General features: G+C 61.4%; 21 protein-coding genes. 18 read left to right on the top strand and 3 right to left on the bottom strand.

Annotated features, from left to right (window positions below; translation table 11 throughout):
• The first annotated feature begins 82 nt into the window (after positions 1-82).
• The 5 genes from DXB53_RS05050 to DXB53_RS05030 are packed head-to-tail and all read left to right on the top strand — an operon-like array spanning position 83 to position 5,179.
• The gene (locus DXB53_RS05050; protein WP_158551954.1) at positions 83-655 is read left to right on the top strand and encodes a twin-arginine translocase TatA/TatE family subunit; all 573 of its coding nucleotides are present in this window, start codon (positions 83-85) and stop codon (positions 653-655) included.
• Positions 655-1,446: a twin-arginine translocase subunit TatC gene (gene tatC, locus DXB53_RS05045; protein ID WP_055285525.1), complete on the top strand. Its 792-nt coding sequence runs from the start codon at positions 655-657 to the stop codon at positions 1,444-1,446. The genes DXB53_RS05050 and tatC overlap by 1 nt, the downstream gene beginning before the upstream one ends.
• Positions 1,447-1,452: 6 nt before the next feature.
• Positions 1,453-1,809, top strand: coding sequence for a hydrogenase maturation nickel metallochaperone HypA (gene hypA, locus DXB53_RS05040; protein ID WP_117565013.1), 357 nt, complete (start codon positions 1,453-1,455; stop codon positions 1,807-1,809).
• 55 nt (positions 1,810-1,864) lie between these two features.
• On the top strand, positions 1,865-2,548 hold the full coding sequence (gene hypB, locus DXB53_RS05035; RefSeq protein ID WP_117583579.1) for a hydrogenase nickel incorporation protein HypB: 684 nt from the start codon (positions 1,865-1,867) through the stop codon (positions 2,546-2,548).
• Positions 2,549-2,602: 54 nt separating this feature from the next.
• The gene (locus DXB53_RS05030) at positions 2,603-5,179 is read left to right on the top strand and encodes a DNA topoisomerase I (RefSeq protein WP_117583578.1); all 2,577 of its coding nucleotides are present in this window, start codon (positions 2,603-2,605) and stop codon (positions 5,177-5,179) included.
• A gap of 142 nt (positions 5,180-5,321) precedes the next feature.
• Here the strand turns inward: DXB53_RS05030 and DXB53_RS05025 are convergent, their stop codons facing one another.
• On the bottom strand, positions 5,322-6,305 hold the full coding sequence (locus DXB53_RS05025; protein WP_117583577.1) for a zinc-ribbon domain-containing protein: 984 nt from the start codon (positions 6,303-6,305) through the stop codon (positions 5,322-5,324).
• A gap of 239 nt (positions 6,306-6,544) precedes the next feature.
• Here DXB53_RS05025 and tmk point away from each other — a divergent pair, with 239 nt between their 5' ends.
• The 13 genes from tmk to DXB53_RS04960 all read left to right on the top strand — a co-directional run bounded on the left by tmk (position 6,545) and on the right by DXB53_RS04960 (position 20,408).
• Positions 6,545-7,228 carry a dTMP kinase gene (gene tmk / locus DXB53_RS05020; protein ID WP_117583576.1) on the top strand — a complete coding sequence of 228 codons (684 nt, stop codon included), beginning with the start codon at positions 6,545-6,547 and terminating at the stop codon, positions 7,226-7,228.
• A gap of 1 nt (position 7,229) precedes the next feature.
• The gene (locus DXB53_RS05015) at positions 7,230-8,357 is read left to right on the top strand and encodes an ATP-binding protein (RefSeq protein ID WP_117583575.1); all 1,128 of its coding nucleotides are present in this window, start codon (positions 7,230-7,232) and stop codon (positions 8,355-8,357) included.
• Entirely contained in the window at positions 8,348-10,048 is a 1,701-nt protein-coding gene (locus DXB53_RS05010; RefSeq protein WP_117583574.1) for a regulatory iron-sulfur-containing complex subunit RicT, read from the top strand. Before DXB53_RS05015 ends, DXB53_RS05010 begins: the two co-directional genes overlap by 10 nt.
• 101 nt (positions 10,049-10,149) lie before the next feature.
• Positions 10,150-10,956: a ComF family protein gene (locus DXB53_RS05005; RefSeq protein ID WP_233503813.1), complete on the top strand. Its 807-nt coding sequence runs from the start codon at positions 10,150-10,152 to the stop codon at positions 10,954-10,956.
• The gene (locus DXB53_RS05000; RefSeq protein ID WP_117583573.1) at positions 10,907-12,076 is read left to right on the top strand and encodes a hypothetical protein; all 1,170 of its coding nucleotides are present in this window, start codon (positions 10,907-10,909) and stop codon (positions 12,074-12,076) included. The genes DXB53_RS05005 and DXB53_RS05000 overlap by 50 nt, the downstream gene beginning before the upstream one ends.
• Before the next feature lie 732 nt (positions 12,077-12,808).
• Positions 12,809-13,834, top strand: coding sequence for an ABC transporter substrate-binding protein (locus tag DXB53_RS04995; protein ID WP_233503819.1), 1,026 nt, complete (start codon positions 12,809-12,811; stop codon positions 13,832-13,834).
• 317 nt (positions 13,835-14,151) lie between these two features.
• Positions 14,152-14,736 (top strand): ribosome hibernation-promoting factor, HPF/YfiA family, encoded by a 585-nt coding sequence (hpf, locus tag DXB53_RS04990; RefSeq protein ID WP_055285508.1) that lies wholly within the window; start codon positions 14,152-14,154, stop codon positions 14,734-14,736.
• 79 nt (positions 14,737-14,815) lie between these two features.
• Entirely contained in the window at positions 14,816-15,769 is a 954-nt protein-coding gene (locus DXB53_RS04985; protein WP_089572413.1) for a DegV family protein, read from the top strand.
• A 98-nt stretch (positions 15,770-15,867) separates the two neighbouring features.
• The gene (locus DXB53_RS04980; RefSeq protein ID WP_117583571.1) at positions 15,868-16,947 is read left to right on the top strand and encodes an NAD(P)-dependent oxidoreductase; all 1,080 of its coding nucleotides are present in this window, start codon (positions 15,868-15,870) and stop codon (positions 16,945-16,947) included.
• Positions 16,948-16,952: 5 nt separating this feature from the next.
• Positions 16,953-17,381 (top strand): hypothetical protein, encoded by a 429-nt coding sequence (locus DXB53_RS04975; RefSeq protein ID WP_055310425.1) that lies wholly within the window; start codon positions 16,953-16,955, stop codon positions 17,379-17,381.
• Positions 17,382-17,396: 15 nt separating this feature from the next.
• Complete coding sequence (locus DXB53_RS04970; protein ID WP_117583570.1) at positions 17,397-18,095, top strand: HEAT repeat domain-containing protein; 699 nt, start codon at positions 17,397-17,399, stop codon at positions 18,093-18,095.
• A 6-nt stretch (positions 18,096-18,101) separates the two neighbouring features.
• Positions 18,102-19,187: an isocitrate/isopropylmalate dehydrogenase family protein gene (locus DXB53_RS04965; protein WP_022094615.1), complete on the top strand. Its 1,086-nt coding sequence runs from the start codon at positions 18,102-18,104 to the stop codon at positions 19,185-19,187.
• Positions 19,188-19,313: 126 nt separating this feature from the next.
• Positions 19,314-20,408, top strand: coding sequence for a hypothetical protein (locus tag DXB53_RS04960; RefSeq protein ID WP_117583569.1), 1,095 nt, complete (start codon positions 19,314-19,316; stop codon positions 20,406-20,408).
• 114 nt (positions 20,409-20,522) lie between these two features.
• Here DXB53_RS04960 and DXB53_RS04955 read toward each other — a convergent pair whose 3' ends face one another.
• Positions 20,523-20,759 carry a helix-turn-helix transcriptional regulator gene (locus DXB53_RS04955; RefSeq protein ID WP_117564746.1) on the bottom strand — a complete coding sequence of 79 codons (237 nt, stop codon included), beginning with the start codon at positions 20,757-20,759 and terminating at the stop codon, positions 20,523-20,525.
• Between the two features lie 9 nt (positions 20,760-20,768).
• A complete protein-coding gene (locus DXB53_RS04950) occupies positions 20,769-21,407 on the bottom strand; it encodes a DUF2975 domain-containing protein (RefSeq protein WP_117583568.1) in 639 nt (212 codons plus the stop codon).
• Positions 21,408-21,879: the final 472 nt, after the last annotated feature.

Below are 21,879 nucleotides of genomic sequence, written 5' to 3'. Positions count from 1 at the left end.
CTATACTTGACCGAATGAATAGACGAGTTCCGGCCGAATGGCGCGGTGCGGGCTCGACTCACATCGAGCCTTGGAGGTATGTGTGTTTGGTATTGGAGAAGGTGAGCTGGCAATCATCGTGGTCTTCGGCTTTTTGCTGTTTGGCCCGGATAAGCTCCCGCAGATGGGCCGCACGATCGGCCGCGCCATCCGTCAGTTCCGCGAGACGCAGGAAAAGATGACGGCCGTTGTTCAGTCCGAGATCATCGATCCGGTAAGCGAGGCCGCGTCGGCGCCGGTCAAGCCCAAGAAGGCCGCTGCGACCGACGACGATTCCGATGCGGACGAGGATGCCGCCGAGACGGCTGCGCCAGCAAAGAAGGAGACCTTTGCCGAGCGCCGCGCCCGTCTTGCCGCCGAGAAGGCCGCAAGCGAGGGCGCTGCTGAGGGCGAAGGCGCTGTTGATGAGGCCGAGGGTACAGAGCCTGCTGCTGCCGTCGAGCCCGAGCCTGCTGCAGAGTCCGAGCCCGAGCCGGCAGAGCCCACGACGGCTGACCTCTACGCCCGTCGTCCCCGCAAGCGCAAGGCCGTCGTCGACCAGCTCGCTCGCGAGCTCGAGGTCGAGGACGATGCCGAGGCTGCTGCCGCCGACGCCCCGAAGGGAGGCGATGAGTAATGCCGATCGGACCTGCGCGCATGCCGCTCTTCGATCACCTGGGAGAGCTCCGTCGCCGCCTGACCATCGTGGTCGTTTCGGTGTTTGCCGCCGCCATCGTGCTGTACTTTGCCACGCCCGTGGTGCTCGATATTCTTGAGGACCCCATCCGCTCCTTTGTGCCGGACGGTAAGTTTTACATCACCACCACGCTCGGCGGCTTTGGCCTGCGCTTCTCGCTTGCCATCAAGATGGCCGTGGTCATGTGCACGCCCATGATCATCTGGCAGATTCTGGCATTTTTCCTGCCGGCACTGCGCCCCAACGAGCGCAAGTGGGTTGTGCCCACGGTGCTCGCCTCGACGGTGCTGTTCTTCCTGGGTGCCATCTTCTGCTACTTCATCATCATCCCGGCGGGCTTTGAGTGGCTCATCGGCGAGACCTCGGCTGTCGCTACGGCGTTGCCCGATCTGGAGAACTACGTCAACATGGAGCTGCTCTTTATGATCGGCTTTGGTGTGGCGTTTGAGCTGCCGCTCATCATCTTCTACCTGTCCGTTTTCCACATCGTGTCCTATGCGGCCTTCCGCAGCGCCTGGCGCTACGTGTACGTAGGCCTGCTCGTGGGTTCGGCTGTGATTACGCCCGACGGCTCGCCCGTTACGCTGGGTCTCATGTATGGCGCCCTGCTCTCGCTCTACGAGATTTCGCTCGCCATCGCTCGCGTGGTCATTACCGCGCGCGAGGGCAAGGAGGGCCTGTTCGTGAGCCGTCTGGACCTGTTCTCGGACGACGAGGACGACGAGGAGTAAATCGGTATGCACGAGGTTGGCATTGTCAACGGCATACTCGATACAGTGATTCGCGCGGCGCGTGGGGCGGGGGCCTCGCGCGCCGTTTTGGTAACGCTGCGTATCGGGGATATGACCGAGGTCGTGCGCGAGGCGCTCGACTTTGCGTGGGAGACGTTTCGCGACGAGGACCCGCTCACGCGCGGCTGCGAGCTTGCCGTGGAGGAGGTCCATCCACAAAGCGAGTGCCTGGACTGCGGCGAGGTCTTTGAGCACGACCGTTTCCATTGTCGCTGCCCCCAGTGTGGCGGCGCCAACGTGCGCCTGCTGCACGGCCGCGAGCTCGATATCGCAAGTATCGAAATCGAAACCCCCGACGATTAGCCCGCTAGCCATCTAATGATGGGGTATAAAGGGGCCAAAGTAAGGAGCGCTAAGTATGGCCGAGAAAACGATTGATATCGCGTCGCCGATTCTGTCGCGCAACGAGCGCCTGGCAGATCAGCTGCGTCAGCGATTTAATGAGGCAGGCACCTACGTGATCAATGTGCTGTCGAGCCCCGGCTCGGGTAAGACCACCACGATTCTGGGCACCAACGAGCGCCTGCGTGACAAGGCCGGCCTACGCTGTGCCGTCATCGAGGGCGATATCGCCTCGGATGTCGACGCCATCACCATGAAGGAAGCCGGCATGCCCGCCATCCAGATCAACACGGGCGGTCTGTGCCACCTCGAGGGCAACATGATCATGGAGGCTGTCGATGCCTTCGACCAGGCTGTGGGTCTGGAGAACATCGACGTCATCTTTATCGAAAACGTGGGTAACCTGGTCTGCCCGGTCGACTTTGACCTGGGCGAGAACCTGTCCATCATGATTCTCTCGGTGCCCGAGGGCGACGACAAGCCCATCAAGTATCCGGGCATCTTCCAGCACGCCGGCGCGCAGCTGCTCAACAAGGTCGACGTGGCCCCAGCTTTCGATTTTGACATGGATAGGTATACTAAGACACTCGATGACCTCAATCCGCAGGCGCCGCGGTTTGCCGTGAGCGCGCGCAAGGGCGAGGGCATGGATGCCTGGTGCGATTGGCTCATCGGGCAGATTGAGCAAGCAAGGGCGTAAGTCGGCCGCCATACGGGCGGGCGTAGCCGCAGAGATACGAGATAGGAGCCTCTTTTGAAGCTCATCATCGCCGAGAAAAACGACGCCGCGCGTCAGATTGCCGAGCGTCTGTCCACGGGCAAGCCCAAAAAGGACAAGGTGTACAACACCGCCATCTACCGTTTTGAGTGGAAGGGCGAGGAGTGCGTGACGATCGGCCTTGCCGGTCACATCCTTGCGCCCGATTTTTGCGACAGCGTGCTGTTCGATAAAAAGCTGGGCTGGTATTCGGTCACCGAGGACGGCGAGATGCTGCCGGCCGATATGCCCGATGGCCTGGCACGTCCGCCCTACGACACCAAGCGCAAGCCGTTTCTTGCCGATGGTATCTCCATCAAGGGCTGGAAGCTCGAGAGCCTGCCTTACCTCACCTGGGCGCCCGTCATTAAGCTGCCGGCCGAGAAGGAGCTCATCCGCTCGCTCAAGAACCTTGCCAAGAAGTCCGACAGCGTCATTATCGCCACGGACTTCGACCGCGAGGGCGAACTGATCGGTTCGGACGCCCTCAACAAGGTGCGCGAGGTTGCGCCCGACTTGCCGGTCGCCCGCGCCCAGTATTCTTCGTTTACCAAGGCCGAGATTACGCAGGCCTTCGATAATCTTGTCTCGCTCGACCAGAATCTGGCCGACGCCGGCGAGAGCCGCCAGCACATCGACCTCATTTGGGGTGCGGTGCTCACGCGCTACCTGACGCTCGCCAAGTTTGGCGGCTTTGGCAACGTGCGCTCCGCCGGCCGCGTGCAGACGCCGACGCTTGCCTTGGTGGTCGAGCGCGAGCGCGAGCGCATGGCGTTTGTGCCCGAGGACTATTGGCAGATTCGCGGCATGGGTGCCGCTCAGGGTGCTGCCGAGGATGACCGCTTTAAGATTGCGCACAAGACGGCACGTTTTACCGATAAAGATGCTGCCGAGACGGCGTACGGCCACGTCGACGGCGCTACGACGGCAACCGTCGCCGCGGTGACCAAGCGCTCCCGCAAGCAGCAGCCGCCCACCCCGTTTGCGACGACCTCGCTGCAGGCTGCCGCCGCGGCCGAGGGCATCTCACCTGCACGTACCATGCGCATCGCCGAGTCCCTCTACATGGCGGGCCTCATCAGCTATCCGCGTGTCGACAACACCGTGTACCCTGCGACGCTCGATCTGGGCGCCGTGGTGAGCGACCTGGCAAAGATCAACCCGGCGCTGGCGCCCGTGTGCAAAAAGGTACTCGCCGGCCCCATGAAGCCCACGCGCGGCAAAGTCGAGACCACCGACCACCCACCCATCTACCCCACGGGCGAAGGCGATCCGTCCACGCTCGATGGCGGCCAGCGCAAGCTCTACGACCTCATTGCCCGCCGCTTCCTGGCGACGCTTATGGGTCCCGCGACCATCGAAAACACTAAGCTCGAGCTCGACGTGAACGGTGAGCCGTTCGTGGCCTCGGGCGACGTGCTCGTGACCCCGGGCTTCCGCGAGGCCTACCCGTACGGCCTTAAGCGCGACGAGCAGATGCCGCCGCTGGAGCAGGGCGACACGGTCGACGTGTTCGACATTAAGCTTGAGGCCAAGCAGACCGAGCCGCCCGCGCGCTACAGCCAGGGCAAGCTCGTGCAGGAGATGGAAAAGCGCGGCCTGGGCACCAAGTCCACGCGCGCGAGCATCATCGAGCGCCTGTACGCCGTGCGCTACCTCAAAAACGATCCCGTTGAGCCGAGCCAGCTGGGCATCGCCATCATCGACGCGCTGACGCAGTTTGCCCCGCGCATCACGAGCCCCGATATGACCAGCGAGCTCGACGGCGACATGACTCGCGTCGAGCGCGGCGAGGACACCGAAGAGCATGTCGTGACGCACTCGCGCGCGCTGCTGGCCGGCGTGCTCGACGAGCTGCTCAAGCATACGCAGGAGCTGGGCGACGCCATCAGCGACGCCGTCACGGCCGATGCGCGCGTGGGCGCCTGCCCCAAGTGCGGCAAGGACCTGGTTATGAAGACGAGCGCCAAGACCCGCGGCAGCTTTATCGGCTGCATGGGTTGGCCCGACTGCGACGTGACCTATCCGGTGCCGAGTGGCGTCAAGGTGAGCCCGCTCGAGGGCGAGGCCGCCGTGTGCCCCGAGTGCGGCGCGCCGCGCATCAAGTGCCAGCCATTCCGCCAGAAGGCCTTCGAGATCTGCGTGAACCCCACGTGCCCCACCAACTACGAGCCCGATCTTAAGGTGGGCGAGTGCAAGGTGTGTGCCGAGGCCGGACGTCACGGCGACCTGATCGCGCACAAGAGCGAGAAGAGCGGCAAGCGCTTTATCCGCTGCACCAACTACGATGACTGCGGCGTGAGCTATCCGCTGCCGGCGCGCGGCAAGCTCGAGGCGACGGGCGAGACCTGTCCCGAGTGCGGCGCCCCCATCGTAGTGGTCAACACGGCGCGCGGTCCGTGGCGTATCTGCGTCAACATGGACTGCCCGACCAAGGAGAAGAGGCCCGCCCGCGGTCGCAAGACCACAACCAAGGCGAGCACGGCAAAGAAGACGACGGCTAAGAAAGCCACTGCCGCCAAGAAGACGACCGCGAAGAAGTCGACTGCCAAGAAAACAACCGCCGACAAGTAACGGCGCAGTCGAAACATTGCCCAAAAAAACGAGCGAGGACCCCGCGATCCTCGCTCGTTTTTTTGACCGGCAGTTAGGGACGTTCTTTTTCTGCCGGCAGTTTAGGAACGTCCCTAACTGCCGGCTCGGGAACGACAAAGCGCTAGTTCACCTCGACAGGCTTGGCGCCGGGATAGCGCTCCTCAAAGTCTAGGCGGTACTTATTGTCATTGGTGCCCGCCACGTTGTCGCGCGACAGCGGCGCCACGATCTCATTCTTGTGGTCCGCAGGCTTGGCGTATTTCAGGCTGATCTCCCAGGCATCACAGATTGCGTCAATGCGGTGATCCAGGTCGTCGTACAGGGCGATGATGTCCTTCCAGGAGCTGTAGTTTTTGGAGCTCGTCGGGACGTCCAGGTCCTCGACGATGTCGTAATACTGCTCGATGGTGTCCTCCGTGCGCTCGGCGACGTCGGCGAGATTTTGACGGGTGGTTCGATCCTCTTCTAGATAGTTGCCGTTGAAGTTCTGCGCGCAGCCACGGACCTGGCTGTCGAGATCTTCGAGCAGGTCGTAGTATTCGCTCAGGCGACGGTAGAGGTTCTGCTCAGAGAGCGTTGCTTCGCCGCCATCCTCGTCGTCATCGTCATCATCGTCGTACAGGCTGTTGGGATCGCCGAGAGGCTTTAGGTCATCGTCGTCGACGTCATGGTGCAGCTTAGCTACCTCGGCAGTCGTCTGCGTGGCGGCGTTGTCGAACGGTCTGATTGCAAAGAAGATGACCAGGGCGATGATGATCGCCACCAGCACAACGATAACGGCGATAAGCGGCCCGGTGCCGCTCTTTTTGGAAGCGGGGGTCTGTGGCGAAGCGGGCACGTATGCGGGAACCGGCTGCTGTTGGGGCGAGCCGCTCGCGACGGGTATGCGCTGCGTGGTCTCGACGGCCTCGGTCCTTGCGGCGGGGTCGGGGCTATAGGCGAGGGAGTCGTCCGCCTTGGCTTGCGGCGTATCAAGGGAGCCGGTCTGCTCAAAAGCGGGCTGGCTATCGCTCGCGGCTGTTTGCTCAACGGGTGCACCGCACGAGGTGCAGAACTTGGCATCATCTGCAAGAAGCTTGCCGCACGAGGCGCAATACCGAGACATTGCCACTCCTTTCGCCACATTTCAATGCAATACGACGATTATACCCAGCATCCAAAATTCCCCATCATAAGTTGCGGTGAAATAGGGACTGTTTGGCGGTCTCAGAGCTTCAATCAGTCCCTATTTCACCGCAACTTTGGAAAGGCGCCTTTAGCCATTGGGGACGCGCCGAGCACTGGGGTATCATGGCTTAGTTGATATATCTGCATTTACGCGCCTTGTAGGAAGGGGCTGCGCCCATGGCTTTTGAGCCTGCTCAACATAGCTTTATCACGCTCGAGGGCGTCGACGGTGCCGGCAAGTCCACGCAGACGCGTCTGCTTGCCCGTGCGCTCGACCTCGCTGGCTATCAGGTCGTAACTCTGCGCGAGCCGGGTGGCACTGCCATCAGCGAAAAGATTCGCGCCCTGCTGCTCGACCCCGCCAACACGGCGATGGGCGACACCTGCGAGTTGCTGCTCTACGAGGCTGCGCGTGCCCAGCTGGTGCACGAGGTCATAGCCCCCGCCCTTGCGGCCGGCAAGGTGGTCCTGTGCGATCGCTTCTACGATTCCACGACCTGCTACCAGGCGTTTGCCGATGGCCTCGACCGCCAGATGGTGCGCGACGCCAACAACCTGGCCGTCGCGGGAACGCACCCGGCGCTCACACTCGTCTACCACATCACGCCCGAGCAGGCGGCGCTACGCATGGCAGCCCGTGGCGCGGCAGATCGCATGGAGGCTAAGGGCATGGCATTCCAGGAGCGTGTGTACCAGGGATTTTGTGCCATTGCTGCCGAGGAGCCAAACCGCGTAAAGCTCATCGACGCCACTACGACCGTCGAGGAAGTTTTCGAGAAGACGGTCGAGCAGGTTCGCGCGTACGGTCTCGATATTCCGCGGGAAGCCGTTGCCGCCGCGCTTGCCAAGGAGGCCGAGTAACATGGCCCCCGCTCAGGCAAGCCTGCTGGCCAAGCTCGACACCCAACAGCGCGTGCGCGACTTTTTGACCAACGCCGTCGCCAGCGGTCGCGCATCGCACGCCTATCTGTTCTTGGGAGCGCCCGGCGCGGGCAAGCTCGACGCCGCGTGGGCGCTCGCCCAAGCCTTCCTGTGCGAGCAGGATGGCTGCGGCGCATGCGACAGCTGCGTGCGCGTCGCGCGCCATACGCATCCCGACGTGCACTATTACACGCCCGAGAGCGCCACGGGCTACCTCATCGCCCAGACCCGCGAGCTGCTCGACGACGTGCCCCTGGCGCCCATCCGTGCCAAGGCCAAGGTCTACATCATCGACCGTGCCGAGCAGCTGCGCGCCAACACCGCTAACGCGCTGCTCAAAACACTCGAGGAGCCGCCCGAGGGCGTCATGTTCATCTTGCTGGGCACCTCGGCAGACGTGATGTTGCCCACCATCGTGAGCCGCTGCCAGTGCGTGCCGTTTCGGCTGGTGTCGCCCGCCGTGGCCGCGCGTGCCGTGAGTCGCGCCACCGGTCAGGACCCTGCGCGTTGCCGCATGGCCGTCGCCGTAGCGGGAAGCCCCACGCGTGGCATCGAGTTCCTCAAGAGCGCCGAGCGCCAGGATGCTCGCCGCCAGATGGTCCGTGCCATCGATTCGCTCATCGCCGCCGACGAGGCCGATGTGCTCAGCCGCGCCAAGTCGCTCATCGTCGCCGTCAAGGCGCCGCTCGCCGAGGTCAAGTCCACGCAGGAAAAGGTGCTCGAGCAAAACGCCGATTACCTGTCGCGTGGAGCATTGAAGCAGCTTGAGGACCGCAACAAGCGCGAACTCAACGCGCGCGAGCGTTCGGGTATCATGGAAGCGCTGGCGAGCGCGCGGACGCTTATGCGCGACGTGCTGCTGACGCTTCAGGACGAGGCAGCCGACGTAGTGAACGAGGACGTGCGCGACACGATCGGGCGGCTTGCCGCCGCGACCAATGTTGCGGGTGCCACGCGGGCGCTCGAGGCAGTCGCGACCGCCGAGCGCAACATTGCCAGGAACGTTACTCCCCAGCTGGCCATCGAGGTCATGCTGTTCGATATCAGGAAGGCACTGAAATGCCGTTAGTCGTACCCGTTAAGTTTACCTACGCCTCGCGCGACCTGTGGTTCGATCCGCAGGATTTGGATATCCTCGAGGCCGATTATGCCATTTGCTCCACCGAGCGCGGAACCGAGATCGGCCTGGTCACGGCCGATCCCTTCGAGGTGCCGCAAGACGAGATCGGTCAGCCGCTCAAGCCCGTGCTGCGCGTGGCGAGCGACATCGACCTGCAGCTTGCCGACGACCTGGCCATCCAGGGCGACGAGGCCATGGTCGACTTCCGCCGCCTGGTCAAGGAGCTCGACCTCGAGATGAAGCCGGTCGGCGTCGAGTACCTGTTTGGCGGCGAGAAGGCCGTGTTCTACTTTGCGGCCGAGGAGCGCGTCGATTTTCGTCAGCTCGTCAAGGACCTGTCCTCGACGCTGCACATTCGCGTCGACATGCGCCAGATCGGCGTGCGCGACGAGACCCGCCTGGTGGGCGGCTATGCCCAATGCGGACAGGAGCTCTGCTGCACGCGCTTTGGCGGACAGTTTGAGCCAGTCTCGATTCGCATGGCAAAAGAGCAGGACCTGCCGCTCAACTCGTCCAAGATCAGCGGCGTGTGCGGCCGCCTGATGTGCTGTCTGCGCTATGAGTTCGAGGCGTACAAGGACTTTAAGAGCCGTGCACCCAAAAAGAAGACGCTCATCGATACGCCGCTTGGCAAGGCACGTATTCAGGAATACGACACGCCGCGTGAGCAGCTAGTGCTGCGCCTGGAGAACGGCAAAGTCTTTAAGGTCAACTTGGCCGACATGACCTGCTCTGAGGGCTGCAAGAAGAAAGCTGCCGAGCAGGGCTGCAATTGCCGTCCCGACTGCGTGACGCGCGACGTGCTCGAGCGCATCGAGTCGCCCGAGATGCGCCTGGCGCTCATGGAGCTCGATCGCGAGAACGGCGTCGACGTGGGCGATGGCCTGTCGAGTGCCGACCGTCTGGCCGGCACGTCGATGCCCAAGCGCCGTCGTCGCGATGCCGAATCCGATGCTCGCGCCGGCCAGGGCCAGGGCCAGGGCGAGGGCCGTGGTCGTGGAAAGGGCCGCGGCAAGGCCGAGGCGCCCGAGGCCGAGGAGGCGGCCGGTAGTCGTCGCCGCCGCAAGCGCGCGGCGTCCGTCGACAATGGCGAGGCCGCGGGCAAGAACGTTTCCCGCGAGCGCGAGGCTCAACAGCCCCAGCAGCAAAACCGCGGCGGTGGCATGAACCCCACGCGCCGTCGCCGTCGTCACCTGTCGAGCGAAGAGCGCGAGGACGCCTTCCGCGCCGCAGCCGCTCGCGAGGCCGGTGCTGCTCCCGAGGGTGGCTCGGGTTCCGACGCGCCTGCCGACAAGGGCGGCAAGCCGCGCGGCGAGGAGGAGCGCGCGCCGCGTCCACGTCGTCGCCATTCCTCGGGCACGCAGCAGAAGCCCTCGGTTCCTTCTGTGGCCGATCAGGTTTCGGATGGCGAAGTCAAGGTCACGCGCCGTCGCCCCGGCGATGGCGGGGGAGCTGCCGCCAAGGCTTCGCGCGGCGGTGCTCGCGACGAGTGCGAACCGCGTGAGAATCGCGGCGGCGAGGGTTCGACCGACCAGGGTCAAAAGCGCCGTCGCCGTCGCCGCTCCCGCAAGCCGCGCCAGGACGGTGGCGAGGGCTCGACCCAAACCTCGCCCGCACCGCAACCGCCTGCCGGCGAATAGCGCCCGTAAACGGATGTAACCCGCCTGGCCCCAGCGCCTCTGGGTATCATGGCTCTACACCGACAACCCTCCCTTCGCCTTCGCGTAGGGAGGGTTGTGTCATGAAGAGACATTTGGACGTATTGATTCGCTTGCAGGGTGTTGGTGCCATGCCGTTTGCGGACGAATTGCTACCGCTTGCCGAGCGCGCGACGTACGAGGCGCTTGAGGCGTTGTCGCCCACGCGATGCGCCGGCTGCGAGCGCTCCGGCGCGCTTATTTGCCAAGACTGCTTGGCGGCGCTTGCGCTCATCGACCCGCGGCATAGCTGCATCCGATGCGGCGCTCCGTTTGGGGAATTGCTGTGCACCGAGTGCTCGGTCGAGGGCGCGTCTTCGGCAATGGCCGAGGCGCTCGACCGCTGTCTGGCGTGTGCCGTCTACGCACATCCGCTGCCGCGCATCATCAAGGCGTACAAGGATGCGGGCGAGCGCCGCCTTGCCCCGTATCTGGCAGAGCTGCTCTACGACACCGCCTTGCATGCCCAGGTGGCAGCCCCCGAACGTTACGGCGGCGTGCTGTCCGGTGCGGACGCGGTGGTATTTGTGCCCGCGACTGCAGCGGCGTTTCGGCGGCGTGGATTCGATCACATGGAAGCAATCGCGCGCTCGTTTTGCGATCTTTCGGGTGTGCCGTTGCTGGACGCCCTGGTCAAATACGGCCATGGTGATCAGCGCGAACTCGGTCGCGATGAGCGTCGGGAACGTGCCCGGGGCATGTACGAGACGATCGAGGACGTGCGGGGCCGCCGCCTGCTGCTTATCGATGACGTTATCACCACGGGTGCGACGATGGCAGCGGTTTCGGCGGAGCTCAAGCATGCCGGCGCCGCAGCAGTCGATGGCCTCGCTATCGCACGCGTTTGGTAGGGGTGATTTTGTGGCAGTGAAGATTGAGCGGCGCAACGATCCGACAGACGAACAACTAGCGGCTTCCGTAATCCTAACAGGCGCCTCGGCGCTACGCATGATGCGCGCCGAGCGCCGGCAGATGGGCTACATAAGCTGGAAGGACCTCGATCCCGATGAAGAGCGCCGTGTGCTGCGCACGTCGTCGCCCTCGACCGAGGACATCTATCTTCCCGACTTGGTGCGGATTGGGGCCGCAAGCGGCGAGGTGCAAGAAGATCTTTGCTTGCTGGTGGGATCAGCGGCGCAGCGCCGCCGCATGCCTGGCGTGGGCTGGTCCGTATGCTCCGGGTTGCCCGCCGGCTCGATTCTAGAGGTGGAACCGGGGGTGTACAGTCTATCTCCCGAGGCCCTTTGTGTTGCCATCGCGCGCGAGATCGGCTGCATCCAGGCGTTTGCCCTGGCCCAGGAACTGTGCTCTAAGATTTCACTGAGCGACCGCGGGAAGTATCTGCCTCCCTATACCTCGCCTGTTGTGAATAGACTTGCAAAGGATAAGGACCAACCGACAGACGTGGGCTACTTTGAAGTCGAGCCAGCGCTGACGCCCGATCGCTTGGCAGATTACCTCGCGGCATGCAAGGGGAACGCGGCCAAACAATTGCAGCGTCTGTGTCCCTACTTGTCAGAAAACCTGCGCTCGCCCATGGAGTGCATCATGCTCGCCCTGTTTTCGCTTCCGTTTCCCTATGGCGGATTTGCCTGCGGTCCCTTTAAGACCGACTACAAGATCGAGTTCGATGACCGCGCGCAGGCAATCTCGGGGATGCCCCATGCAGTTTGCGATGCATATCAGGAGACAGCCCGGTTTGACCTGGAATACAACGGTGAGCTGGGCCATTCCTCCCGGAGGGGACGTATCCATGATGAAAAACGCAACACGGGCTTGATTACTATGGGAATCGAGGTCGCGACGGTCAACAACGAAATGCTCTGTGACATGGAAGCGATGGAAGCGCTCGCATGGCGCATGCACCAGCGTATGCGAAAGCGGTACCGGAATCGTGTCGATGCCCGCAGGAAGAAGCAAGAGGCGTTGCTTAACACGCTGCGGGCGTGTTTTGGGCTTAAGCCGGTCTAATACGCGTCGAAAATAGAGGGTTAATCATATGCCCTGGCCATAATATGGCAAATATGAGTACTGTCACTAAATCAGTAACAGCAAAATCAAGGAATTTAGGACTCGGAGGCGGCGTAAAGTAAGAAGATAATAAACAAATGTAGAATAACTAAGCATCAGGTTGGCGACACTGAGCGCAAAATCTGTCCGAGAGGCCAAAATTGCCTGTTACTAAATTGGTGGCAGTACTCATATTTGCCATATTTTGACCGGGGCACCCTAAGAAGGGTGCCCCGGAGCTCCCCACAGGGGAGCTTCGGGCTTCATAGGGGCACGAATAGCCCACTCCGACCTGCGAAATCTGTACTCGCGGTGCGAATGACGCCCTTAACCTTAAACTTTAGCTTGAACTTAGCTATAATGCGCTACGTTCCTACCAGGCTGTGGTTGCGGACGGACGAAATGCCCGTCCTAGTCCAAGACAGACGCGGTCAAAGGGATCCACGTAAGCGACCGCGTGCGCGCGGCGCGATCATGGCGCGTCCTAGATGTAAGCCGCACCGTCCGTTCTACTTTCTTTGGGGCAATACCGCCTCGCGGGCGAGCGGGCCAGTCGTGAAGGTGGCTGCGGCCTCCCGAGCAAACACCCCGGTGCGCAAGTGTGGGGTCAAATACCAGGTCAGCTGGTGGGAACAACCCGATATTCCGCGCAACGCACGGATCGTATACGACACAGAAGGCAGGGTAGTGGACATGGTGAGGGGCAGCTTGATGCACGCGGCTCGGTTAGGTGCTGGGACCGCAGCGGTCATTGCCGTTTTGGGCCTGAGCGGATGCGCGTTCAACCCGCTGTCTACGTTCACGACTCCCACGATCGACCAGATCGAGTACGAGACCGTCACGCCGGCGGTGTCGGACGATGCCCTGGTCACTCCCGGAACCCTGACGGTCGCCCTCGATACTTCCGATGCGCCGCAGGCAATGCAGGGCGCCGACGGCGAGCTTACGGGGTATGCAGTCGATGCTGCCCGCGCCCTCGCAAGCCGCATGGGCCTTAAGGTCGCCTTTGTCGATGCGTCCTCGGCAGGTTCCGCGCTCGGCGACAAAAAGGCTGATATCTTTATCGGCGAGATCAACTCCACGGACGGGGACGTTAGCTCGCTCGGCACCTGCCTGTACGATGCCGCTTCCGTGTTCGGTAAAACCAGCGATGGTGGGTCGCTAAGCGTTTCCACCGATACCCTTAACACGTCTACTCTGGGTGTCCAGATGTCCTCGGCCTCGCAGGAGGCGCTTGCTAAGCAGAGCATCACCGCCAACCAAAAGACCTACTCCAACATCAACGAGTGCTTTGAGGCGCTCGAGTCTGGCGAGGTCGACTATGTGATCTGCGACTCCACAGCCGGCGGCTATCTTGCACGCCTGATGAGCGAGGTCTCCTATGTCGGTGCGCTCGAGGCGCCCTCGACGCTTGGTGTTGCGGGCCTCTCGTCCAATGACGAACTGTGCCGTGCCGTGAGTGATGCCCTCGACGACATCACGGTCGACGGCACGCTCGAGGCGGTTCACTGCGTCTGGTTCGGTCAGATTCCCTACGACCTTACCACTAAGACGGTTTCGGGCGCTAACGTGCAGCCGGGCGACTCTGAGTCCAGTGAGACCACGTCCTCCGGCAGCGAGTCCTCCGATTCCAACAATGAGACCGCATCCTCCGAGGACAAATCGTCCAGCCAGGAAGGCACCATCACTGACGACGACATTAACAAACTTAATAGCTAGTTATTGCTAGGGGTGGTGTCTCCTATACGTTGGAAAGGACACCTCTTCACGGTTTCAACACGCACTGCCGGGTTTCCCCAATAGGGGAGCCCGGCTTTTTTATCCCTATAAAACCAGCAGTTCAAAGCCAATTTTCGGGACCAAATACAAAGTCGCCGGCTCCCTCCTATAGCGCACTTTGCCACAGAAAAGTGCGAGACTTCGGTATGCGGTATCAAGCAATCGTTATTCGGGTCTTTGGGAATCCGCGTGATTAAATGCACGGCAATGGGTACATAGCCAGTACAGTAAGTCCCCGAGGCAGATTGGAGCCACGTATGGATATCAAGGTTTCTGGACGCAAGACGACGGTAACCGATGCTCTGCGTGCGCATGTGGATGAGAAGATCGGCGAGGCGCTCAAGGTTTTCGATATCGAGCCCATGACGGTCGACGTTGTACTTCGCTATGAGAAGAACCCCTCGAACCCCAACCCGGCAATCGTCGAGGTTACGGTTCGCGCCCGCGGTTCGGTGATTCGCGTTGCCGAGCACGGTGCAGATATGTACGCCGCCATCGACCTCTCCGCCGATAAGGTCACCCGCCAGCTGCGCAAGTTCAAGACCAAGGTTGTGGACAACCGCCAGGGTGGTGCCAGCGCAGCGGATGTTGCACCGGTCGAGCGTGTCGAGGATCTGGCCGACCTGCTGCTGCCCGAGGAGGACGACGACCTGCTCGTCCGCGAGAAGGTCATCGATGTCACCCCGATGACTGAGGAGCAGGCGCTGGTGCAGACCGATCTGCTGGGCCACGACTTCTACGTGTTCGAGAACGCGACGACTGGCCTCATCAATGTGGTGTATCACCGTAAGAATGGTGGATATGGCATCATCAAGCCCCGTATCGAAACACTTGACGAGTAAAATACGTTAACTTGCATGAGTTAACGGTTGGCGGCCATCCCATGCGGGTGGCCGCCTTTTTACGTAAGGAGTCGCTTTGATGGACAAGGCCGCATCCGCCGGTCATTCGGACCGTTGCCGCATCGTCGTCGATACCTGCTGCGACTTTAGCCCCGAGGTCGCCGCGAACCTCGATGTCGATATCCTGGGTTTCCCCTTCATTATCGATGGCGAGGAGCGCACGGATGACATCTGGTCGAGCATCACACCCAAGGAGTTCTACGACCGCATGCGCGCTGGTGCCCGCGTGTCCACCTCGGCTGTGTCGCTCGGTCGCTATATCGAGTTCTTTACCGAGTGCGCCAAAGAGGGTACGCCCACGGTCTACCTGTGCTTTACCTCGGCGCTGTCGTCGAGCTACAACTCCGCGTGCCAGGCGGCGGACGCCGTGCGCGCCGAGTATCCCAACTTTGAGCTGTACGTGGTCGACAACGCTCTGCCCTGTGCGACCGGTGAGCTCTTGGCGCTTGAGGCCGTGCGCCAGCGTTCGGCGGGACTGACCGCCAAGCAGCTGGTCGACTGGGCAAACGAGGCCAAGACCTATGTCCACGGTTACTTTACGCTCGAGAGCTTTGACGCGCTGGCTGCCGGCGGCCGCATTCCGCCCGCGGCGGCACAGCTCACGGCAAAGCTCGACGTCAAACCCGAGCTGTCCTACGACCTGGCCGGCTCGCTGTCGCTGATCGGCGTCAACCGCGGTCGCAAGAAGGCGCTCAAGTCCATCCTCAAGTCGTTCCGCGAGAACTATGTGCCCGATCGCACCATGCCCATCGCCATTATGACGGCCGATGCCGAAAAGGACGGCGACTGGCTCGAAGCCGCCATCCGCAAGGAGGAGGGTTGCGCCGACGTCACGATCATTCGCAGCTCCGTCGGTCCTACCATCGGCTCGCACGTGGGCCCCGGCATGGTGGCCTGCGCGTTTTGGGGTAAGAACCGCGCCGACAAGGCGTCGCTTTCCGACCGCATCGCCCGCCGCGTGCGCGGTCAGTAGGCAAGTAACGCGGCCGTAATCGATCCCAACTCACAGCCCAAACGCTGGCACCGAGTATTCAACCTGGTAATAACACCCAACCCAAAAGGAAAGGCTTCATGGCAAACAAGCTCTCTGTCGCATTCATCGGCACCGGAATCATGGGTGCCCCCATCGCCGGCCACATCCTGGATGCCGGCTATCCCGTCACGGTCAACAACCGTACCAAGTCCAAGGCCGTCGCGCTTATCGAGCGCGGTGCCGTTTGGGCCGATACGCCGGCAGATGCCGTGGCGAACGCCGACGTCGTCTTTACCATGGTGGGTTATCCCTCCGAGGTCGAGGAGCTCTACCTGGCGGGCGACGGCCTGCTCGCGTGCACTAAGCCCGGCGCGGTCCTGATCGACCTCACCACAAGCTCGCCCGAGCTGGCGCGCGACATTGCCGAGGCCGCCCAGGTTTCCGGCCGCATGGCGTTTGACTGCCCCGTCACCGGCGGCGAGTCGGGCGCTATCGCCGGTACGCTCACGGCTATCGTGGGCGCTACCGAGAACGACATCGCGCCGGTCCGCGACATCCTTGCCACCTTTGCGGCCAACATCTGCTGCTTCGACGGCGCCGGCAAGGGCCAGGCTGCCAAGCTCGCCAACCAGGTGTCGCTGGGCGCCTGCATGGTCGGCATGGCAGACGCCATGGCATTTGCCGAGCTGAGCGGCCTTGACCTGGAGAAGACCCGCCAGATGATCCTGGGCGGTACCGGCAAGTCCGGCGCCATGGAGAGCCTGGCTCCCAAGGCGCTTGACGGCGACTACAAGCCCGGCTTTATGGTCGAGCACTTCATTAAGGACCTGCGCTTGGCGCTCGCTTACGCCGATGACCGCGAGCTCGCGCTGCCCGGCGCCGACGTCGCCTTTACGCTCTACGACATGCTCGACGCCATCGGTGGCGCCAAGCTGGGCACCCAGGCCATCACGGTTCTCTACAAGGAGGAGGCCGACGCCATCGCCGCCGGTCTGGACTGGTCGCAGTATCGCCCCGAGGAGCATGGCGCTCACGAGGAAGGTTGCGGTTGCGGCGAGCACGGCGAGGACCATGAGTGCGGCTGTGGCCATCACCATGGCGAGGACCACGAGTGCTGCGGCGGCCACGGCCATGACGACGGCCACGAGTGCTGCTGCGGCCACCATCACGGGGAGTAGCGCCCATGAGCTGGACGTTCGTGGTGCTTGCGCTGGTGCTCTTTCTCTTTGCGATCTACATCGGCTTTCTGTGCGGCCAGTGGGCGTGCGAAAAGCGTGTCATCACCAAGCGCGACTACTGGATTGCCAACTTTGCAGGAGCGGCGGCGGTCGTCCTGCTGACCTGGGTGTTCTCGCTGTTCCCGCTGGTGCAGTTTGCGCCGATCGGCTGGCTCGGCGGCTTTATCGCCGGCCTTAAGATGAGCTTTGGCGAGTCCGTCGGTCCATGGCGCAAGCACGACGAGGTTTTTAACGTCAACAAGGCTCATCGCGCCGCCGCCGACGCGGGCGACGCCGAGGAGCGCCGCCGTGCACGTCGCAATGGCGCGGCCGACCGGCAGCTCATCTCGGTCACCGATGACAGCAAGGGTGCTGGCAAGCACGCCAAGAAATAAAAAGAAGAGGTAACTATGGCAGAAAACAAAGACGAACAGCTCACCGACGAGGAGCTGGCACAGCTTCAGCTGGCAGAGGAGAACGAGAACGCCGTCGATCGCCTGGTCCAGGAGCTCGGCTGCCCCACGCGCCGCATCCGCCAGTTTGCCGCCCGCGTGCTGCACCTGCTTGCCGAGCGCGATCCGCAGCGCGTCGCGCCCTGCGTGCCCGCGTTGATCGAGGCACTCAACCGCCCCGAGGCGCAGACCCGCTGGGAGGCCCTTGATGCCCTGACGGCGCTCGCTACCACCTGCCCCGAGCAGCTGGGCGATGCCTTTGAGGGCGCCGAGACTGCACTGTTCGACGAGATCTCCTCCACGCTGCGCTATGCCGCCTTCCGCCTGCTGTGCGTGTGGGGTGCCACGGGCGTCGAGCGTTCGCGCGAGGCTTGGCCCATCCTGGACGAGGCCATCCAGTGCTACCACGGCGACCTTGAGTATCGCGACATGCTCGGTTGCCTGTACGAGTTTTGCCAGGGCGAGATTGACGCCGAGGTTGCCGAGAAGCTTGCGCTGCGCCTTAAGTTCGATGCCGAGAACGGTAAGGGCAGCTATCTCAAGGCCCGTTCGAGCGAGATTTGCGAAATGCTTGTTAAACGTTTTGGCCTGGATCTCTCCAAAAAGAAGAAGCGTGCTAGCGTTAAAAAATCTGACGACGCCGAAGACGAGGAGTAACAGATTATGGCGCACGATGTAGTCCTGATTCCCGGTGACGGTATCGGTCCCGAGATTACGCAGGCCATGCGCCGCGTGGTCGAGGCCACCGGTGTCCAGATCAACTGGAACGTCCAGGAGGCCGGTGCCGGCGTCATGGACGAGTTTGGCACGCCGCTGCCCCAGCACGTCCTCGATGCGGTCGCCGAGACCAAGGTTGCCATCAAGGGCCCCATTACCACGCCGGTTGGCACGGGTTTCCGCAGCGTCAACGTGGCCCTGCGCAAGCATTTCGACCTGTACGCCTGCGTGCGCCCCTGTCTGTCGCAGCCGGGTGACGGCTCGCGTTTCCGCGATGTCGACCTGGTCATCGTGCGCGAGAACACCGAGGACCTCTACGCCGGCATCGAGTTCGATGAGGGCGCTGCCGAGGTCGAGGAGCTCTCGCAGCTCGTCGAGCGTTCGGGCCAAAAGACCTTCGCCGCCGATTCCGCGATCTCGATCAAGCCGATCTCCATCGCCAAGAGCCGCCGCATTGTGGAGTATGCCTTTGAGTATGCCCGCCGCTGCGGCCGCAAAAAGGTGACGGCCGTGCACAAGGCCAACATCATGAAGGCGACTGACGGCCTGTTCCTGCGCGTTGCGCGCGAGGTGGCCGCTAACTATCCCGATATCGAGTTCAACGACAAGATCGTCGACGCCACCTGCATGGGCCTGGTCCAGAACCCCAATGACTTCGATGTCCTGGTGCTGCCCAACTTGTACGGCGATATCGTCAGCGACCTGTGCGCTGGCCTGGTGGGCGGCCTGGGTATGGCCCCCGGCTCCAACATCGGTGCCGACTGTGCCATCTTCGAGGCTACGCACGGCTCCGCACCCGATATCGCGGGCCAGGATATCGCCAACCCCACGGCCGAGATTCTGTCTGCTGCGATGATGCTCGATCACCTGGGCGAGAACGATGCGGCCAATCGTATCCGCGCCGCCGTATCTGCCACGCTCGACGAGGGTGAGCAGGTTACCGGTGACGTGCGTCGTGCCCAGACCGGCTCCGTTGAGGGCGCGGTGGGTACGCAGGCCTTCGCCGATGCCGTTATCGCGCACCTGGCCTAAGGTATGCACGCTGCAAACGCCTAAATAGTACTTAAGTGTTTGCGTATAACCTAAGAATCAATACGCCCGGCGCTCCGTCGGGCGTATTCTATTGGGGACTATGTTTCCTAACAAGGAGTAATTGATATGGGTCTGATTCAAAAGAAGGACGAGAAGGACGAGATCGACGGCATCCAGATCATCGAGCGCGGCGAAGGCCCCGACGGTGATGAGGGCGAGAAGATCGACCTGGTCGCCGGCACGTCTGCCGAACATATTGCCGCCGGCACGACCGCCGAGGAGGAGGACGCTCGCCTGGAGGCAAAGATCGCCGCGGACGCCGCCGACGAGAACCTTATGCCTGAGGAGCAGGACGAGGATGATGACTCCCTAGGTTCCGATGGGGACGATCACGTATCCAAGCACAAGAAGACGATGATTGCCGCCTTTGTGGTTGCAGTCGTGATCGCTGCGGTGGTCGGCTTCTTTATGGGCAATGGCGGCTTTGACGGCAAGGGCGTCGGTTCGTCGACCCTGACCGAGGACCAGCTCGATTCGACCGTGGCAAGCTATAGTTATAGCGGCAAGAAGAGCGACATCACCGCGCGCGAGGCCATCGAGAGCCAGTACAGCCTCGATACCGTCAAGGATAGTAACGGCAACTACACCGCCCCCTCTGCCGACGTCATCCTGTCTTACGTGCGCAACAAGATTCTGCTCGATGCTGCCGAGGACGAGGGCATTACCGTCTCCTCTAAGGAGATGAAGAAGTACGCCGAGGATTCTATCGGCACCTCGGACTACGACACCATGGCCAAGCAGTATGGCGTGTCCAAGGACCAGGCCAAGCAGATCGTCCGCCAGTCCGCGACGCTGCAGAAGCTCTACAAGAAGAAGGTGGGCGATGCTTCCGCGAGCATGCCGACCGCTCCGACCGAGCCTTCTGACGGCAACGAGGACACCGCGAGCAAGGATTACGCCGATTACATCATCAACCTTGCCGGTGACGAGTGGGATAGCTCGAAGGGCACCTGGAAGGACGAGAGCAGCACCTACGCTAAGGCCTTCGCTAACGATGCCTTTACCGCCGATAGTGCCACCTATAAGCAGGCCATGACCGCCTATTACACCGCCTATCAGCAGTACTCCTCGCAGGCCTCGAGCGCCAGCTCCAAGTGGACCGAGTATGCCAACGGCCTGTACGCCAAGGCCAACATCAGCATCTACGGCCTGTTTGCTTAAAGGTTGCCCGAGCTTTCGAGCACGAAGTCGAAATATCTGATTGAGCCCGCTAGAACGCATCGTTCTGGCGGGCTTTTTGCGTTGAGGGCGTGATTGGCGGCTTAATTATGGCTATTAATCTTTAAGTCCAAAGAGGTTATCGGCTTCATCGTCAGGCATATATTCCAGCACATCGCCCGGTTGGCAGTCGAGTGCCCGGCATATCGCGTCAAGAGTTGAAAAGCGCACGGCAGAAACCTTGCCCGTCTTGATACGCGACATATTGACCTGGGAGATACCCACGCGTTCCGCAAGCTCTTTGGATGAGATCTTGCGTTCGGCAAGCATGCGGTCGAGCCGCAGAATAATCATGGATTCCCCCTAGAGCAACTCGTCATCTTGTATTTGCAGGATACACCCGTACTGGAAGACGCTGGCAATCAGGCTAATAATCAGGCCTGCAAAGAGCATAGAGAGGTCGAGATGCTGGCCGCCAAGCGCATCCGTAAAGTTGCCGCCAAATCCTGAGAGTATCAGCCCCGTGACTATGGCACCAAGAAGCTTCACAGCAACGCCGCCAATAAGGAACAAATGTCCTACTTGACGTAGTATGCGGATGCATTCGAGGTCAAAGGGCCTGCCTGCCTTTTCAATGGTGGAGAAAAACCTGTATGCGCTTAGCACAATGGCAAGCGCAAGGCATGTCATCATGGCGCTCCCTATGGCAGTATGACCGTCGTGCGCGACAAGCATAAGAGGGGTCTGTTCATTGGCGCCGACGAGAGCGAGAGATGGCCCTTCGCCGGCATTAAGCTCTACGGATTGGAGGCAGAACCCTTGGGAGAGGCTAGGCAATATGAGTAGAAGCTCGATTGCAATGACTGCGAGGAGTCCCAGAGCGAGCGCTACGGCGGTGCAGATTGTGGCCCATTTGCAGATGTGAGCGAGCTTCCTCAGATCGGCTATTGCCTGTTCGCGGTTGATGGGTTCATTCGATTTGGATACGTTCCAGCGGATCATAGCTCCTCCAACCAATGTCTAGGATGATATTTAAATCTTATAACATACTTAATGATAAACGATAAACAATTACAGATTAGAGTAAGTTATGTTTGTAAGACGAATAGCGAGAGCTTATGGCATATTTAGGGAGTGAGAGTTTGGCACGTGGGGGATGGACGAGTATCGAAATTTCCCGCAACCACGCAAGTGCTTCATCGGGTCTCCCTAATTCATATGGAAAAGGAGCTGCAAACGATTGGAAATAACCGCTGAGCGGTCGAAAACTACCGTTCACCGATAATTTCTAAACTGGTTCTAACTGGTATTAAGTCAAAAAGACCAATTCACAAATCTTCACAATGACCTGCATTTTTTCTACACGCCATTTTTAGCCACCCTGCGTTGTTTAGACACGAAGAAAAGTTCCGATCTTTGGCCAAGGCATTTCAAAACGATTACAAAACCGCAGGTAGAAGTGTTAACGAGCGGT

This window comes from Collinsella sp. OM04-5 (assembly GCF_003439125.1).
GTDB lineage: Bacteria > Actinomycetota > Coriobacteriia > Coriobacteriales > Coriobacteriaceae > Collinsella.
The sequence above is the reverse complement of the archived record's forward strand: the minus strand, read 5'-3'. Positions and strand labels throughout refer to the sequence as shown.

Bases quoted from the DNA above. Each gene is read 5' to 3' on its own strand.
- tatC (WP_055285525.1), top strand. From the start codon at position 655: ATGCCGATCGGACCTGCGCGCATGCCGCTCTTCGATCACCTGGGAGAG.
- hypA (WP_117565013.1), top strand. From the start codon at position 1,453: ATGCACGAGGTTGGCATTGTCAACGGCATACTCGATACAGTGATTCGC.
- hypB (WP_117583579.1), top strand. From the start codon at position 1,865: ATGGCCGAGAAAACGATTGATATCGCGTCGCCGATTCTGTCGCGCAAC.
- DXB53_RS05025 (WP_117583577.1), bottom strand. From the start codon at position 6,305: ATGTCTCGGTATTGCGCCTCGTGCGGCAAGCTTCTTGCAGATGATGCC.
- tmk (WP_117583576.1), top strand. From the start codon at position 6,545: ATGGCTTTTGAGCCTGCTCAACATAGCTTTATCACGCTCGAGGGCGTC.
- DXB53_RS05015 (WP_117583575.1), top strand. From the start codon at position 7,230: ATGGCCCCCGCTCAGGCAAGCCTGCTGGCCAAGCTCGACACCCAACAG.
- DXB53_RS05010 (WP_117583574.1), top strand. From the start codon at position 8,348: ATGCCGTTAGTCGTACCCGTTAAGTTTACCTACGCCTCGCGCGACCTG.
- DXB53_RS05005 (WP_233503813.1), top strand. From the start codon at position 10,150: ATGAAGAGACATTTGGACGTATTGATTCGCTTGCAGGGTGTTGGTGCC.
- DXB53_RS05000 (WP_117583573.1), top strand. From the start codon at position 10,907: ATGCCGGCGCCGCAGCAGTCGATGGCCTCGCTATCGCACGCGTTTGGT.
- DXB53_RS04995 (WP_233503819.1), top strand. From the start codon at position 12,809: ATGGTGAGGGGCAGCTTGATGCACGCGGCTCGGTTAGGTGCTGGGACC.
- hpf (WP_055285508.1), top strand. From the start codon at position 14,152: ATGGATATCAAGGTTTCTGGACGCAAGACGACGGTAACCGATGCTCTG.
- DXB53_RS04985 (WP_089572413.1), top strand. From the start codon at position 14,816: ATGGACAAGGCCGCATCCGCCGGTCATTCGGACCGTTGCCGCATCGTC.
- DXB53_RS04980 (WP_117583571.1), top strand. From the start codon at position 15,868: ATGGCAAACAAGCTCTCTGTCGCATTCATCGGCACCGGAATCATGGGT.
- DXB53_RS04975 (WP_055310425.1), top strand. From the start codon at position 16,953: ATGAGCTGGACGTTCGTGGTGCTTGCGCTGGTGCTCTTTCTCTTTGCG.
- DXB53_RS04970 (WP_117583570.1), top strand. From the start codon at position 17,397: ATGGCAGAAAACAAAGACGAACAGCTCACCGACGAGGAGCTGGCACAG.
- DXB53_RS04965 (WP_022094615.1), top strand. From the start codon at position 18,102: ATGGCGCACGATGTAGTCCTGATTCCCGGTGACGGTATCGGTCCCGAG.
- DXB53_RS04960 (WP_117583569.1), top strand. From the start codon at position 19,314: ATGGGTCTGATTCAAAAGAAGGACGAGAAGGACGAGATCGACGGCATC.
- DXB53_RS04955 (WP_117564746.1), bottom strand. From the start codon at position 20,759: ATGATTATTCTGCGGCTCGACCGCATGCTTGCCGAACGCAAGATCTCA.
- DXB53_RS04950 (WP_117583568.1), bottom strand. From the start codon at position 21,407: ATGATCCGCTGGAACGTATCCAAATCGAATGAACCCATCAACCGCGAA.